Genomic DNA, 15217 nt, shown 5'->3' with positions numbered 1-15217 from the left:
AACTCCATTCGTTATTAGATAAGGTATAAGGGGGTTTTGAAATAAATTTCAAACACTTGAAACCCAAAATACCACGGTTTTTGCCGCTAATTAAACCTTATTTCGAGCGGCAATCGAAATAAGCCTTGGATTATAGCTTTATTTTTTCTTAGGCGCAATCATCATCACCATTTGGCGGCCTTCCATTTTAGGGAAGGACTCGATTTGCGCTACTTCTGCCAAATCTTCTTTTACGCGCTCAAGCAGTTGGGCACCCAGTTGTTGGTGGGCCATTTCACGACCGCGGAAACGCAATGTTACTTTGACTTTGTCACCATCGGCAAGGAAGCGGTTGATGTTGCGCATCTTGATTTGATAGTCGCCTTCATCTGTACCCGGACGGAATTTAATTTCCTTAATTTGTACCTGCTTTTGGTTTTTCTTGGCTTCGTCGCGCTTCTTGGCTTGTTGGTATTTGTATTTACCGTAATCCATCAGTTTGCATACAGGCGGTTTGGCAGTCGGGGAAATCTCTACCAAATCGACATCTTGCTCTTCGGCCATAGCCAGAGCTTCACGAACTGAAACGACACCAAGCTGATCGCCTGACTCACTGATTAATCGCACTTCTTTGGCGGTAATTTCACCATTGATTCGTGCTTCGCGTTCTTGAGCGATGATGAATACTCCTATAAAAATTAATGATTGACGAGGGCGTCGGTGATTTCTTGCTGCAATTGTGCAATGAAATCATCGACATTCAAAGAACCCAAGTCTTCTGCTTTGCGGCGTACCGCAACTTTGTTTTCTTGTTTCTCTTTATCGCCGACAACGATTTGATAAGGGAAACGGTATTGGCTGTTGTCGCGGATTTTGTAACCGATTTTTTCGTTACGCAAATCCAATTCAACACGGAAGCCTGCCGCCTGCAACTTGGCAGCCACTTCGCGACAATAATCTGCTTGGTTCTCGGTAATATTCATAATCACCATTTGAACCGGCGCAAGCCACAATGGGAATGAGCCTGCATGGTTTTCGATCAGAATACCGATGAAGCGCTCCAGAGAACCCAAAATAGCACGGTGCAACATTACAGGACGCGCACGGTCGTTGTTTTCGGTTACATATTCTGCATTCAAACGCTCCGGCAATACGAAGTCCAATTGCAGGGTACCGCACTGCCAAGAGCGACCCAAGGCATCTTTGACATGGTACTCAATCTTAGGACCATAGAATGCGCCTTCGCCAGGCAATTCTTCCCACTCTACGCCGCAAGCGGTCAACGCATCACGCAGGCCTTGTTCGGCTTTATCCCAGACTTCGTCAGAACCTGCACGTTGTTCAGGGCGGAGGGACAACTTCACGGCAACATCATGGAAACCGAATTGTTTGTAAATGCGAACCAACAATTTATTAAATGCGCGTGCTTCATCAACGATTTGATCTTCGGTACAGAAGATATGCGCATCATCTTGCACAAAACCGCGAACACGCATCAGACCATGCAACGCACCGCTTGGTTCATTGCGGTGGCAAGAACCGAACTCAGCCAAACGCATTGGCAAATCGCGATATGAACGCAAGCCGTTATTGAAAATTTGCACATGACCCGGACAGTTCATCGGTTTAACCGCGTATTCGCGTTTTTCGGAACTGGTCACGAACATATTGTCTTTATAGTTTTCCCAGTGGCCGGATTTTTCCCAGAAGGTTTTATCCATAATCTGAGGCGTTTTCACTTCTTTATAACCGGCAGCATTCAGCTCTTTGCGCATATGCTGCTCAATCACTTGCCACAAAGCCCAGCCTTTAGGATGCCAGAACACCATACCCGGCGCTTCATCTTGCAGGTGGAACAAATCCAATTGTTTACCCAGCTTACGGTGGTCGCGTTTTTCCGCTTCCTCGATGCGTTGGATATAGGCTTTTAATTCGTCTTTACTTGCCCAGGCTGTACCGTAAATACGTTGCAGCATTTCATTGTTGCTGTCGCCGCGCCAGTATGCGCCTGCCAGTTTGGTCAGCTTGAAGTTTTTCAAGAAACGGGTATTGGGAACGTGAGGACCGCGGCACATATCGACGTATTCTTGATGATGATACATACCCATTGCTTCCACTTCAGGCATGTCTTCAATCAGACGCAATTTGTACTCTTCGCCGCGATCTTGGAAAATTTTGATGGTTTCTGCACGGGGCGTCATCACTTTAATGACGTCGTAGTCTTGTGCAATCAATTCTTTCATGCGCGCTTCGATGGCGGCTACATCATCAGGCGTAAATGGTTTTTCAGTTGCAATATCGTAATAGAACCCGTCTTCAATCACCGGGCCGATAACCATTTTGGCATCAGGGTAGAGCTGCTTGACCGCATGACCGACCAAGTGCGCGCAGGAGTGGCGGATAATTTCCACGCCTTCTTTGTCTTTAGGCGTAATGATTTGAACGTGGGCATCTTCGGTAATCGGATCGCAAGCATCCACCAATTTACCGTTAACCTTGCCTGCTACCGTTGCCTTTGCCAAACCTGCACCGATAGACGCTGCAATTTGCGCCACGGTAACGGGTGATTTATATTGGCGGACCGAACCGTCCGGCAAGGTAATGTTCAACATCAGAAAGCTCCAAAACATTAAAAAATAACGGCATAAAGCCGTTATGGAAATTTGGTAGGCACAATTGGACTCGAACCAACGACCCCCACCATGTCAAGGTGGTGCTCTAACCAACTGAGCTATGTGCCTTCATCTAAGTCGCTTATTGTAACGAAGCGTGTTCCCTTTTGCAAGCATCTGTAAATACTTTTCAGACGGCCTGGATATTTTTGTTTGATTTATGCCTCATTTTTTATTTCTTCTATTATTCAGGCCGTCTGAAGCATTGTTTTGACAAAGATAAAATCCAGCCGTCAACCAACGAAAAATCCTTTATAATCTGCCCTTTCATTTCGCACACACGCGAACGCCCAATCTCTTAATTACTATGCTCAAATTTACCTTACACAAAAAAGACGGTCATGCCCGACGCGGCACTTTGGAACTGAACCACGGCAAAATCGAAACGCCTGTATTTATGCCGGTCGGCACTTACGGTTCGGTCAAAGCGATGAACCCGCAAAACCTGCATGACATCAAAGCGCAAATCATCTTAGGCAACACTTACCATCTGTGGCTGCGCCCGGGTTTGGAAGTCATCGAACAATTCGGCGGCTTGCACGAATTCATTGGCTGGGACAAGCCGATTTTGACCGACTCGGGCGGCTTCCAAGTATTCTCGTTGTCCGACATGCGCAAGCTGACCGAAGAAGGCTGTACATTCCAAAGCCCGATCAACGGCGACAAACTGTTCCTCTCGCCCGAAGTGTCGATGAAAATCCAAACCGTGTTGAATTCCGACATCGTGATGCAGTTGGACGAGTGCACCCCTGGCGAAGCAACGCACAGCCAAGCGCAAAAATCGCTGCAAATGAGCCTGCGCTGGGCGGAGCGAAGCAAAAAGGCTTTTGAAGACCTGAAAAACCCAAATGCGCTGTTTGGCATTGTACAAGGCGCAATGTATGAAGATTTGCGCGAAGAATCGCTGAAAGGTTTGGAAGAGCTCGACTTCCCCGGCTTGGCCATCGGCGGCTTGTCCGTTGGCGAACCTAAGCCCGAAATGTACCGCATGTTGCGCGCCGTCGGCCCTATCCTGCCGGAACACAAACCTCATTATTTGATGGGCGTCGGCACGCCTGAAGACTTAGTGTACGGCGTGGCACACGGCGTGGATATGTTCGACTGCGTCATGCCTACCCGCAATGCGCGTAACGGCTGGCTGTTTACCCGTTTTGGCGATTTGAAAATCAAAAACGCCAAACACAAACTCGACGAGCGTCCGATTGATGAAAGCTGCACCTGCTACGCCTGTCAGAATTTCAGCCGCTCCTACCTGCACCACCTGCACCGAGTCGGCGAAATCTTGGGCGCACAGCTCAACACCATCCACAATCTGCACTTCTACCAAGTCATCATGGCCGAAATGCGCGAAGCCATCGAACAAGGCAAATTTGCCGATTGGCAGGCGCAATTCCATGAAAACCGCGCCCGTGGTGTGGATTAATCCTTTTAAAGGCCGTCTGAAACTAGGTTTTGATTCAAACTGCTTTTCAGACGGCCTCAATATTCTTCATTAATAAAGCACAACCATGTCCCGTTTCCATACCGAACCGGCCCTAGCCTATACCGCACAAAACCGTACCGCCGTCCTGCTGCTCAACCTCGGCACACCTGACGCGCCGACGGCTGCCGCAGTCAAGCCTTACTTGAAAGAATTTCTGTCCGATCAACGCGTTGTCGAACTGCCCAAGCTCTTATGGCAACCGATATTGCACGGCTTGGTATTAACTTTTCGCCCGAAAAAAAGCGCGCATGCCTATGAAAAAGTTTGGTTTAAAGAAGGTTCGCCGCTTGAGGTTTATACGCGCCGCCAAGCAGAAGCTCTGGCCAAACATTTGCCCGATGTCATCGTCCGTCATGCCATGACTTACGGCAACCCGAGCGTTGCCGACGTTTTGGCGGAACTCAAAGCCCAAGGCGTGGGCAAATTGCTGGTCATCCCGCTTTATCCGCAATATGCCGGCTCTTCTACCGGCGCGGCCTTGGACAAAGTGTTTCAAGAATTATTGCTGCAACGCAACCAAATGAGCGTCCGCACCGTCTCCCGTTATTACGACGATGCTGCTTATATCCAAGCCATGAAGCAGCACATCGAAGCCTATTGGGCCCAAAACGGACGCGGCGAAAAACTGATGTTGAGTTTCCACGGCATTCCGCAAAAGCATCACGACGACGGCGACCCCTATCCTGACGAGTGCCACCATACTGCCAAACTGCTCGCGCAGGCATTGGGCTTGTCCGAACAAGAATACATTGTTTCTTTCCAAAGCCAATTTGGCAAATCCCAATGGGTCAAGCCCAGCACGCAAGCCTTGTTTGATGAACTTCCGAAACAAGGTACGACCAAACTCGACGTCTTCTGCCCCGGTTTCATGGCCGACTGCCTCGAAACCATGGAAGAAATCGCCATTATGGGACGCGAACAATTCCACGCCGCCGGCGGCAAAGAATACCGTTACATCCCCTGCCTCAACGATTCCGCCGACTGGATTGCCGCACTTGCCCAATTAAGCCGGGCCAATCTGCAAGGCTGGATTTGACCTAAACCAAAGGCCGTCTGAAAAATCCACTTTCAGACGGCCTTTAGCGTTATCATCAAGTTATTCAAACGCAAACCAAGCGTGTAGCCATCAAAAACACTATTCAAAAAGGAACACATCATGACTGCACTCCGCCCTATCCTGCTCCTTCTGACCGCACTCAGCATCCCAACCGCTTTTGCCGCTGATGCCACGTTGATGAGCAAAGGACAAAAGATTTACGAAACCAACTGCGCCGCCTGCCACGGCAAAAAAGGCGAAGGCCGGGGTGCCATGTTCCCGCCACTGTTCCAGTCCGACTATATCAACAAAAAACCGCAAGTCCTGTTGCAAAGCATGACCAAAGGCATCAACGGTCCGATTAAAGTGAACGGCAAACCCTACAACGGCTTCATGCCTTCTACCGCCATCAATGATGCCGATGTCGCCGCCGTTGCCACTTACATCATGAACGCCTTTAATAATGGCGGCGGTACGATTACTGAAGCAGACGTCAAAAAATCTCACGGGAAAAAATAAAACGTCTCTCCCCTAAAGGCCGTCTGAACATTTCAGACGGCCTTTTCTGTACGACACATTTTGTTTCTATGTATATCGTTACGCAATATCAACAAACATACGCAAAAAACCGTCAAACCCAAAAAAGCATATGCGTTTTGTGTTAAAGTAAACATTATTTATCGGCTGTTTTGCGTCCAGGCCGTCTGAAAGGTTTTATGTGATGAACTTTTTCCGCAAGACTGTTTTATTTTTAGTCGTCCTCTCCATATTTGCCGCCTGCGGCTCCTTTATTTCCCAATACGTTTTGGGCATGAACCCGTGCGTATTGTGCATCCTGCAACGCTTGTGCGTATTGGGTGTCGGGCTGTTGGCCATTGTTACGGCGTTCAGTTCTCAATCTTCCAAATTTGCCCGTTCGCTCTCGGCATTGTTGATTGCTGCTCCGGCCGTCTACGGCGCCGGTATCGCCGCCTATCAAATTTGGTTGCAAAGCCTGCCGCCCGGCACCGCCCCTTCTTGCGGCGCACCTTGGACCTTCCGCCTGCGCGACTGGCCTTTGTTCGATTGGTTTGAACCCATCGTCCGCGGCTTTGGCAACTGTGCCGAGCCGGACTATCTATTCGGCGTCGCCCTGCCGGTGTGGAGTATTTTGTATTTCAGCTTCGTGGTATTGCTACTGCTTTGGGCTTGGTTGAAAACCAGAAAAATCTGATTGGTTTCAATATAAAAAGGCCGTCTGAAATTTCAGACGGCCTTTTGTTCTTTAAACTATTTAGTCCAGATTCAACACGGCAGAAGTGTAAACGTCTTGTACGTCGTCCAAATCTTCCAATGCGTCAATCAGTTTTTGCATCTTAACCGCATCTTCGCCACTCAACTCAGTTTCGTTTTGGGCGCGCATGGTAACGTCGCCGTCAACAGATTTGTAACCTGCCGCTTCCAAAGCCGCTTTCACGCCTGCCCAGTCGTTTGGTGCGGTAATCACTTCGATGGAACCGTCGTCATTGGTGATGACGTCTTCCGCACCGGCTTCCAAAGCCGCTTCCATCAACGCATCTTCGTCAACGCCCGGTTCAAACACCAAATAGCCTTGATGCACGAAGTTGAACGCTACGCAACCGTCGGTACCCAAGTTACCGCCGTTTTTAGTGAACGCATGGCGCACATCGGCAACGGTACGGGTTTTGTTGTCGGTCAGACAGTCCACCATCAAAGCCGCACCACCGATGCCGTAGCCTTCGTAACGCAACTCGATGTATTCAACGCCTTCCAGATTGCCCGTACCTTTATCGATGGCACGTTGCACGTTGTCTTTAGGCATATTGTTTTCGGCGGCTTTTTCCAAAGCCAGGCGCAGGCGCGGGTTTGCGCCGGGATCGCCACCGCCCATGCGGGCAGCAACGGTAATTTCTTTAATCAGACGAGTGAAGATTTTGCCGCGTTTGGCATCTTGTCGGGCTTTTTTGTGTTGGATATTTGCCCACTTACTATGGCCTGCCATATTGATTCCTTTCGTTTTTTCACGCGCTGAGGCGGGATGTGCTTTATTTGTAAGGCGTGCATTTTATCATAAGTTGTCTTTACCCAAAATATTCAGACGGCCCGAATATTTGCAAAAACAGGCCGTCTGAAAAACAAAGAATCTTTTTTAAAGATGCATATTTACGGCAAACCTTTGTCAGTTTTTCGTTTTAATTCACGAAGGTTTACGGTATGATGACAAAATCGGTCAGGATTGTTAACAACTTAACCGGTATTAAACGGCAAAACGGCCTGCTCGCCCTTGTTGCCAACCGCGAAAATGAACGGGAGTAGTTGCCCGTATCATTTTCTTTTTATTTGTTTTTCTTAAAGGTTATATTATGGAAGAAATATTGTCTGCTCTGGTGGGTGCAGTCAATCTGGTTCTTTGGGACTACCTGCTGATTTATGCCTTAATCGGCATCGGCCTGTTTTTTACCCTGTACTTGGGCGCACCGCAAATTACCAAATTAGGAACAGGTTTCAAATCCGTTTTCGGCGGCTTGTTCAGCAAAAAAGACAAAGACCACGAAGGCAAATCCCTGTCTCAATTCCAAGCGCTTGCCGTGGCGATTTCCGCGCAAATCGGTACCGGTAACGTTGCCGGCGTAGCCACTGCGATTACCGCCGGCGGCCCGGGTGCCATTTTTTGGATGTGGCTGTCTGCCATTTTGGGCATGTCTACCATTTTTGCAGAAGCTGTTTTGGCGCAAAAATACCGCGTGGTCAGCCACGGCAAATACATCGGCGGCCCTGCGTTTTACATTACGCACGGCCTGACCCCGAAAATCGGCCGGGGTGCGGCGCGTTTCCTGTCCGGCTTTTTCTCTATCGCCTTGATTATCGCGCTGGGTTTTATCGGCAACGCGACCCAATCCAACTCCATCGCCTCGGCCATGAATTTGGCTTTTAATATTCCGCCGATGGCAGTCGGTATTGCTGTGGCCGTACTCGCCGGCCTGATTATCATCGGCGGCATCAACCGCATTGCCGGTATCGCGCAATTTGTCGTGCCGTTTATGGCGGTGATTTACATCTTGTGTGCCGTGATTATTTTGTTCAAATTCTCCGACCACATCATTCCGATGTTCAGTCATATTTTTGTTGCCGCTTTTAATCCTGAAGCGGTATTGGGCGGTGCGGCCGGTATCGGTATGCGCGAGGCAGTACGTTTCGGCGTGGCACGCGGCCTGTTTTCTAACGAAGCCGGTATGGGTTCGACCCCGCACGCTCATGCGACCGCCAACGTCAAACATCCCGTGCAACAAGGTATGGCCGCGTTTATCGGTATCTTTATCGATACGCTGATGGTCTGCACGGCAACCGCGCTGATTATCCTGCTGACCGACGCCAACCTCTCCGGCGAAACCGGCGCGGCGGTTACCCAACTGGCTTTTAACAAAGCCTTCCCGGGTTTCGGTTCGCAACTGCTCGCCGTCTGTCTGACCTTCTTCGCCTTCACCACCATCATCGGCTGGTACTACTTCGGCGAATCCAATATCCGCTTCCTGTTCCGCGGCAAACACTTGGGCATCTACCGTACACTGGTTTTGGTGGCCATCGTATTGGGTACATTGGGCAAAGTGGATTTGGTTTGGAGCATGTCCGATATGTTCAACGGCTTTATGGTCTTGCCGAACTTAATCGCCCTCTTCCTGCTGCGTAAGGAAATCCGTGCGGTTTACGACGATTATCTGGCGCAAACCAAAGCAGGCAAAGAGTTGACCTACAACTATGAATTCCACGAATTCCACGACAAAAACCCAGGTTAACGACAAACAAAAACCTCTCAGCCAAACTGAGAGGTTTTTTATTTCAGGCCGTCTGAAACTACAACACATAAAAATAAATGCTGATAAATTGCGTCAAACTGCCTGCCAAGACAAACAAGTGCCAAATACCGTGGCCGTGGCGGATTTTCGTATCGTTGATAAACCAATAAATCCCCGCGCTATACAACACGCCACCCAACACCAGCCAAAATAATCCGCCCGCCGAAAGCGATTTTATCAGCGGCCACACCGCCACTACAATCAGCCAGCCCATCAACACATAAATCACCATCGACAGCAACCGTTTCTCGCTTTTGCGCCCGATCGTCAGCTCCTGAACAATGCCCAGCAAAGCCAGCCCCCACGACACGCCGAAAAGCGACCAGCCCCAGCCGCCCTGCAGGGTAATCAGCGTAAACGGCGTATAACTGCCTGCAATCAAAAGATAAATCATGCAATGATCGACCTTTTGCAAAATCGCCTTGGCCTTCGGCTGCGGAATACTGTGGTATAAGGTTGAACCCAAATACAGAAGCAGCAGGCAGATTCCGTAAGTCAGTGCACCGGCAATCCGATAGCCGTCCGCCGATTCCACCGCTTTCACCAGCATCAGCACCAACGCCGCCACTGCCAATAAGAAACCGGCCAAATGGCTGTACGCATTAAATCTCTCGCCGTGATACATAAACCATTCTCATTTCTAAAAAACCAAAGTGTACGCGAAGACAGGCGCTTCGTCAGAGAAATCGGGTTAAAAATAAGTTAAAGCGCAAAGGCCGTCTGAAAACACACTCGGGCAATATAACAAAAACATCTTTGCAACAAACAAACCATTCTTTCCCTTTTTCAGACGGCCTCACTAAAGTATCGGCTATCGCCAAGATTGCAAAGAGAGAAAAAATGTCCATCCAAAACCACCACCTCGACTGGCTCGAAGCCGAGTCCATCTACATCATCCGCGAAGTGATTGCCAACGCCCAAAACCCGGCCCTGCTGTTTTCCGGCGGCAAAGACTCTGTCGTCTTGCTGGCACTTGCCGTCAAAGCCTTCCAAATCGAAGGCCGCCCGCTGAAACTGCCATTCAAACTCCTGCACGTCGATACCGGCCACAACTACCCCGAAGTCATCCAGTTCCGCGACGATACGGTCGCACGCACCGGCGTACAACTTGTGGTCGGCAGCGTAGAAGAATCCATCCGCAAAGGCAGCGTCGTCTTGCGCCGCGAGACCGATTCGCGCAACGCCGCCCAAGCCGTTACACTGGTTGAAACCATCGAAGAACAAGGCTTTGATGCACTGATGGGCGGCGCGCGCCGCGATGAAGAAAAAGCGCGCGCCAAAGAACGCATCTTCTCTTTCCGCGACGAGTTCGGCCAATGGGATCCTAAAAACCAACGTCCTGAATTATGGTCACTCTACAATACGCGCCTGTTCCAAGGCGAAAACATGCGCGTATTCCCGATTTCCAACTGGACGGAATTGGACATCTGGCAATACATCGCACGCGAAAAACTCGCCCTGCCGCCGATTTATTACACCCACAAGCGCGAAGTTGTCGAACGCAACGGCCTGCTCGTTCCCGTTACCCCGTTGACCCCCAAACGTGAAGGCGAAGTTGCCCAAATCCGCGATGTCCGCTTCCGTACCGTCGGAGATATTTCCTGCACCTGCCCGGTCGCCAGCACCGCCGCCACACCGGAAGACATCATTGCTGAAACCGCCGCCGCGACCATTTCCGAACGCAGTGCCACACGCATGGACGACCGCGTATCGGAAGCGGCAATGGAAGAGCGCAAAAAACAAGGCTATTTCTAAACCGTTTTTTCAGACGGCCCCTATATATTTCAAACCCGAACAACACGGCAAAGCCATCCGCCCCTGCCGTGTTGTTTGCTTTATTATTCTTGCAAATATCATTTAACAACAAAAGCTTAATCAAAAATCCTGACAAAGCGACAAACAATAAAACATAAACAAACATGGTATAATAAACACTTGCAGGCAGAGATTTAGACAAAAGTCTCAGGCCGTCTGAAGGAGGAGAAACATGAACCGACGCGTTTATATCGTACATGGCTTTGAAGGCAACCCGCACGGCAACTGGTTTGACTGGCTTTGCGCCCAAATCAAAAGCACCGGCGCACAAGCAATCTCCCTCGCCATGCCCAATCCCGACAAACCAAGCACGACCGCGTGGCAGTTTACCCTTGACCAGCACATCGGCAAGCCCGATGCCCATACCTTCCTAGTCGGCCACAGCCTCGGTTGCATTACCCTCCTTCACTTCCTCAGCCGCCAACAGCCGCAAAAAATCGGCGGCCTGCTGCTTGCCGCCGGTTTTGCCGATACGCTGCCGCCCTTACCTGCGCTTGATGCCTACATTAAAGCAGCATCCCCCGATTTCGACATCCTGCGCAAAATCGATATGCCCAAACACTGCCTGGTTTCCGACAACGACACCCATGTTCCGCCCGAACTGACTTTGGACATGGCGGCCAAGCTCAAAAGCCCTGTTACCCATATTCCCGAAGGCGGCCATTTGATGGCTTCGGACGGCTTTACCCAACTGCCGCAGGCTTGGGATGCGCTGAAACCCATGTTGACCGAATAAACACACACTCTAATCCGTTTTTCAGACGGCCTTGTCTGTCTTTCCTCCCCATAACAAGCCGTCTGAACGACCATAAAAAACAACCTGCCTTTTCAAGCAGGTTGTTTCTTTTTATGCCTCATTGACGGCAAATTTAATATTGCACCGTCCATTCAATCTCACCGCCGGCCCTCATCGGTACAAGCTCACCATCGCCGTAAGGCAAGCTGGCAGGAACGGTTTGCGTTTGTTTGACCAATGTAATGGTATCGGAATTTTCAGGCAGACCGTAGAAACGCGGGCCGTTTTTAGAAGCAAAGGCTTCCAGTTTGTCCAATGCGCCTGCTTTGTCAAACACTTCGGCATAAAGCTCAATGGCGGTCATCGCGCTGAACATACCGGCGCAACCACAAGCATTTTCTTTGGCAGTTTTGGCATGTGGCGCAGAGTCCGTGCCAAGGAAGAATTTGTGCGCCTTGTCTCCGGTAACGGCGGCAACCAAAGCCTGACGGTGGGTTTCGCGTTTGAGTACGGGCAGGCAGAAATGATGAGGGCGCACGCCGCCGACCAAAAGGTCGTTGCGGTTGAGCAGCAAGTGTTGCGGCGTCACGGATGCGGCCACATTATCGCCTGCTTCCAATACCAGTCGGGCGGCCTCGGCAGTGGTGATGTGTTCAAACACGACTTTAAGATTCGGCACTTGCGCCAAAACGGGCTTCATTACGCGCTCGATAAAGGCGGCCTCTCGGTCGAAAATATCGATTTCAGGGTCGGTTACTTCGCCGTGAACCAAGAACAAAATGCCCTGTTTCGCCATTTCTTCCAACACGGGGATGAGTTTGAACAAGTCGGTCACGCCGGAATCAGAATTGGTGGTCGCGCCCGCAGGATAGAGTTTGAAAGCCACGATACCGGCAGCCTTGGCTTCGCGCACGAGTTCGGGTGTGGCGTTGTCGGTCAAATAAAGCGTCATCAACGGCTGGAAGGTGCTGCCTTCAGGCAGGGCGGCCATAATGCGCGCTTTGTAGGCTTGGGCATCGGCAACGCTGACGACGGGCGGTTTGAGGTTGGGCATGATAACCGCGCGGCCCATTTGTCGGGCGGTGTACGGGGCAACGGCTTTGAGCGCGTCGCCGTCGCGCAGGTGTAAGTGCATATCGTCGGGGCGGATGATGGTCAGGGTTTGCATAGCTTACTTTCGAGTGGTTTGGTTTGATAATGTTTCAGACGGCCTTTATTCGGCGGAATGGTTTCTATTAATTTGATGTTTCAATCATCAACCGGTCTAAGGCAAAATGGCGGCCTTATTGTCGTAAGAATGATGGGTCAAATAAAAAACAGCCTGTACCGGAAAATGCTCGGACGACGTTGTTTTAACGGTCAGCAAGGTTTCTTTCGGACTGCCGGACGCGCGCCATGCGTAGGAAATCTGACGCATAGGCAACGGGGCTTCCGACAAATTATCGGCACGCAACTCAGCGTTCAAACCCTGCGGCGGGTTTTCTGCCAAAGCCAAGAATTGTTTGAAAATCAGATGGTCGTTGGCTTTAGCCGTGCGCACGCTGCAACTGTCTTCGGTCAGGCTCAAATAATAATCTGCGCCGTTTACCTTTTTCTTCCAAATACTTAATGCCTCCAAATCCATCATTCCGGCAGGCAAATCGGCAATATCTTTTTTCGACAATAAAACCAGTTTGTTGGCATTGGCAAACTCGCCGACAAGGGCGGCATCGCCGTCTGCGGCCACGCAGCTTTGGCGGAATAAGTCGGTTACATTTTGGGCATAATCGGCAACGCTCTGCGGCGAAACACTTTCATTGCCGCATGCACTCAGGCAAACAGCCAATACGACGGCAGACAACGCGACGGCTTTAGACATTTCAGACGGCCTTTATTTGTGTTTCAACACCAGCTTGAACACGCCGTCGGCCTCGCTCGATTCCAACAAAACATGTCCGGTCTGACGGCAAAACGCTTCAAAATCGCCGGGCGCGCCGCCATCGGTGGCCAATACGGTCAGCACTTCGCCCTCCTGCATTTGCGCCAAAGCTTTTTTGGCACGCAAAATCGGCAGAGGGCATTTCAAACCGATGACATCCAGAGTTTGTGTATTCATAAGGCTCCATAGGTGTATTGGGGTTAGGTTTTATTGCCACGTTACCAACAGCGGCACAACTATTCAGCTATAACTAACGCAATGATAAATTTAACTTTTAACTATTTTAGAGAATTCAGCATTTTTAATGTAAAAGAAATTTTTTTGCGGTATTTTGTGAATTTTCAGAAATATATTTTTCAATCAATATGGCTGTTTCTGCAAAATACTCAGTAGATGTTTCAAATTCTCTTGTTTGCTGCATCTTTGTGAAAGCAATGTAAAACATAAAAAATTCTGTCAGACTATTACTCAACTAATAAAAATTCGGGTCTCCTGGTCTTCCTGCATATACGGGAGACATTAAATGAGTTACATCGCAAAAAATAATGGCATCACTATCTGTACAAGCAAAAATTTGATATTTCCCATCTATAAATTCTTCATAATCTTGCAAAGCCCAATGTTCGACTGTTGTAAATTCAGAATGTAAAGGCAGCAATATTAAATTGAAATTACTATTTCCAAAATAGCAATCCCCCTTCATTTGGACATGCTGATAATAATATAAAAGCTCCCCTTGAAAAGATGAGGATGAAATATCCAGCTCTTCAAATGAAAATTCTAATTTATTTGAAGGAAATGGGGGTGTTCTTGAATATAGCTCTATTAACTCACTTAGTACATTGTCTAATTTCATATTTTCCCCTTAGCATTTATCTTGTTATCGATTTAATCGCTGTTTCAAAGCTGCTTTGCGATCGATTAACCTTCCTGTATTTTTACCGCTATGTCCTTAGTATGAAAACTCGTCATATTAATCAGAATTAACGTCAATTATACCGCACTTACTTGCACCCCACCCTGCAAGCCCATAAAATAAAGCCGTTTTTCACTTTGGAGCTGTCTATGCGCCGTTTTGCCCTTCTCGCTCTCAGCCTTACCGCGACTCAAGCATTTGCTTTGGGTTTCAGCCAAAAGGATACGCTGACCAACACGCGTTATCAGGAAAGCCCTGAAGAAGTTGCCGCACGCGAATTTAAAGAACACAAAGCCGAGTTGCCGCCCCTGCCCGATACCCAATCGGGCGATTGGTTCGACCTCTATGTCAACGAAACCTACGGCAAGCAGCCCAAAATCCTGCTCAGCAGCCTGCAAATCATGCCTGCGCCGGACAACAGCATCCGCTACGTCTTGAACGTGCGCTCCGACAAAGGTTACGACAACCTCTCCGTCGAAGGCCTCTATTGCGCCCGCACATCCTTTACTTACAGCAACGACAAGCGTTCGTCTTACAAAGTATTCGCATACGGCGACACAGTAAACCACCGCTGGATCGAGCCGCGCAAAGGCGATTGGAAGCTGATCGGCAATGCGTTCAGCCGCAACGATGCCCTGCACACTGCCCTGTATCAGGCATTCTGTGTCGACGGTATGCCGACAACGGTCGAAGGTTTGGTACAACGTTTGAAAGAACGCGGCGGCCGTCACGGTACCACGCTGAGCAACCACGACAAATAAACCGCTTTAATCAAGAAAAAGGCCGTCTGAAATTTTTCAGACGGCCT

Annotated in this window: 17 protein-coding genes and 1 tRNA gene; 8 read left to right on the top strand and 10 right to left on the bottom strand. The window is 49.5% G+C overall.

What is annotated here, in order from left to right; all coding sequences use genetic code 11:
• Positions 1–138 precede the first annotated feature (138 nt).
• The 3 genes from infC to HMPREF2596_RS02725 all read right to left on the bottom strand — a co-directional run bounded on the left by infC (position 139) and on the right by HMPREF2596_RS02725 (position 2720).
• A complete protein-coding gene (gene infC, locus HMPREF2596_RS02735; protein ID WP_079453755.1) occupies positions 139–660 on the bottom strand; it encodes a translation initiation factor IF-3 in 522 nt (173 codons plus the stop codon).
• A 17-nt stretch (positions 661–677) separates the two neighbouring features.
• Positions 678–2591 carry a threonine--tRNA ligase gene (thrS, locus tag HMPREF2596_RS02730; protein ID WP_070849595.1) on the bottom strand — a complete coding sequence of 638 codons (1914 nt, stop codon included), beginning with the start codon at positions 2589–2591 and terminating at the stop codon, positions 678–680.
• Between the two features lie 52 nt (positions 2592–2643).
• A tRNA-Val gene (locus HMPREF2596_RS02725) sits at positions 2644–2720 on the bottom strand.
• A gap of 238 nt (positions 2721–2958) precedes the next feature.
• Here HMPREF2596_RS02725 and tgt point away from each other — a divergent pair.
• From tgt to HMPREF2596_RS02705, 4 genes are all read left to right on the top strand, one after another.
• On the top strand, positions 2959–4074 hold the full coding sequence (gene tgt / locus HMPREF2596_RS02720; RefSeq protein ID WP_070849486.1) for a tRNA guanosine(34) transglycosylase Tgt: 1116 nt from the start codon (positions 2959–2961) through the stop codon (positions 4072–4074).
• An 85-nt stretch (positions 4075–4159) separates the two neighbouring features.
• On the top strand, positions 4160–5170 hold the full coding sequence (gene hemH, locus HMPREF2596_RS02715) for a ferrochelatase (RefSeq protein WP_070849484.1): 1011 nt from the start codon (positions 4160–4162) through the stop codon (positions 5168–5170).
• A 120-nt stretch (positions 5171–5290) separates the two neighbouring features.
• Positions 5291–5689 carry a c-type cytochrome gene (locus tag HMPREF2596_RS02710; protein ID WP_070616128.1) on the top strand — a complete coding sequence of 133 codons (399 nt, stop codon included), beginning with the start codon at positions 5291–5293 and terminating at the stop codon, positions 5687–5689.
• Between the two features lie 202 nt (positions 5690–5891).
• Positions 5892–6383, top strand: coding sequence for a disulfide bond formation protein B (locus HMPREF2596_RS02705; RefSeq protein WP_070849482.1), 492 nt, complete (start codon positions 5892–5894; stop codon positions 6381–6383).
• A 60-nt stretch (positions 6384–6443) separates the two neighbouring features.
• On the opposite strand, the gene HMPREF2596_RS02700 is transcribed toward HMPREF2596_RS02705, so the two are convergent.
• On the bottom strand, positions 6444–7172 hold the full coding sequence (locus HMPREF2596_RS02700; RefSeq protein ID WP_003745951.1) for a YebC/PmpR family DNA-binding transcriptional regulator: 729 nt from the start codon (positions 7170–7172) through the stop codon (positions 6444–6446).
• 361 nt (positions 7173–7533) lie between these two features.
• On the opposite strand from HMPREF2596_RS02700, the gene HMPREF2596_RS02695 reads away from it, so the two are divergent.
• Complete coding sequence (locus HMPREF2596_RS02695; protein ID WP_070849480.1) at positions 7534–8964, top strand: alanine/glycine:cation symporter family protein; 1431 nt, start codon at positions 7534–7536, stop codon at positions 8962–8964.
• Positions 8965–9022: 58 nt separating this feature from the next.
• Here the strand turns inward: HMPREF2596_RS02695 and HMPREF2596_RS02690 are convergent, their stop codons facing one another.
• Positions 9023–9649 carry a PAQR family membrane homeostasis protein TrhA gene (locus HMPREF2596_RS02690; RefSeq protein ID WP_036491861.1) on the bottom strand — a complete coding sequence of 209 codons (627 nt, stop codon included), beginning with the start codon at positions 9647–9649 and terminating at the stop codon, positions 9023–9025.
• A 197-nt stretch (positions 9650–9846) separates the two neighbouring features.
• On the opposite strand from HMPREF2596_RS02690, the gene cysD reads away from it, so the two are divergent.
• Entirely contained in the window at positions 9847–10779 is a 933-nt protein-coding gene (cysD, locus tag HMPREF2596_RS02685; protein ID WP_269208297.1) for a sulfate adenylyltransferase subunit CysD, read from the top strand.
• Positions 10780–11011: 232 nt separating this feature from the next.
• Entirely contained in the window at positions 11012–11575 is a 564-nt protein-coding gene (locus tag HMPREF2596_RS02680) for an RBBP9/YdeN family alpha/beta hydrolase (RefSeq protein ID WP_036491858.1), read from the top strand.
• A gap of 133 nt (positions 11576–11708) precedes the next feature.
• Here the strand turns inward: HMPREF2596_RS02680 and pyrC are convergent, their stop codons facing one another.
• From pyrC to HMPREF2596_RS10870, 5 genes are all read right to left on the bottom strand, one after another.
• A complete protein-coding gene (gene pyrC, locus HMPREF2596_RS02675; RefSeq protein ID WP_070849478.1) occupies positions 11709–12743 on the bottom strand; it encodes a dihydroorotase in 1035 nt (344 codons plus the stop codon).
• Between the two features lie 96 nt (positions 12744–12839).
• Positions 12840–13433, bottom strand: coding sequence for an NMCC_0638 family (lipo)protein (locus tag HMPREF2596_RS02670; RefSeq protein ID WP_070849477.1), 594 nt, complete (start codon positions 13431–13433; stop codon positions 12840–12842).
• A gap of 12 nt (positions 13434–13445) precedes the next feature.
• Complete coding sequence (locus tag HMPREF2596_RS02665) at positions 13446–13670, bottom strand: sulfurtransferase TusA family protein (RefSeq protein WP_003681929.1); 225 nt, start codon at positions 13668–13670, stop codon at positions 13446–13448.
• 124 nt (positions 13671–13794) lie between these two features.
• A complete protein-coding gene (locus HMPREF2596_RS11455; protein WP_210401057.1) occupies positions 13795–13938 on the bottom strand; it encodes a hypothetical protein in 144 nt (47 codons plus the stop codon).
• Between the two features lie 27 nt (positions 13939–13965).
• A complete protein-coding gene (locus HMPREF2596_RS10870; RefSeq protein WP_210401056.1) occupies positions 13966–14349 on the bottom strand; it encodes a hypothetical protein in 384 nt (127 codons plus the stop codon).
• Between the two features lie 209 nt (positions 14350–14558).
• Between HMPREF2596_RS10870 and HMPREF2596_RS02655 the strand changes: the two genes are divergently transcribed.
• A complete protein-coding gene (locus tag HMPREF2596_RS02655; protein ID WP_070849473.1) occupies positions 14559–15170 on the top strand; it encodes a CNP1-like family protein in 612 nt (203 codons plus the stop codon).
• Positions 15171–15217 lie beyond the last annotated feature (47 nt).

The sequence above is a fragment of the Neisseria sp. HMSC078C12 genome, from assembly GCF_001838065.1.
Lineage (GTDB): Bacteria > Pseudomonadota > Gammaproteobacteria > Burkholderiales > Neisseriaceae > Neisseria.
The sequence above is the reverse complement of the archived record's forward strand: the minus strand, read 5'-3'. Positions and strand labels throughout refer to the sequence as shown.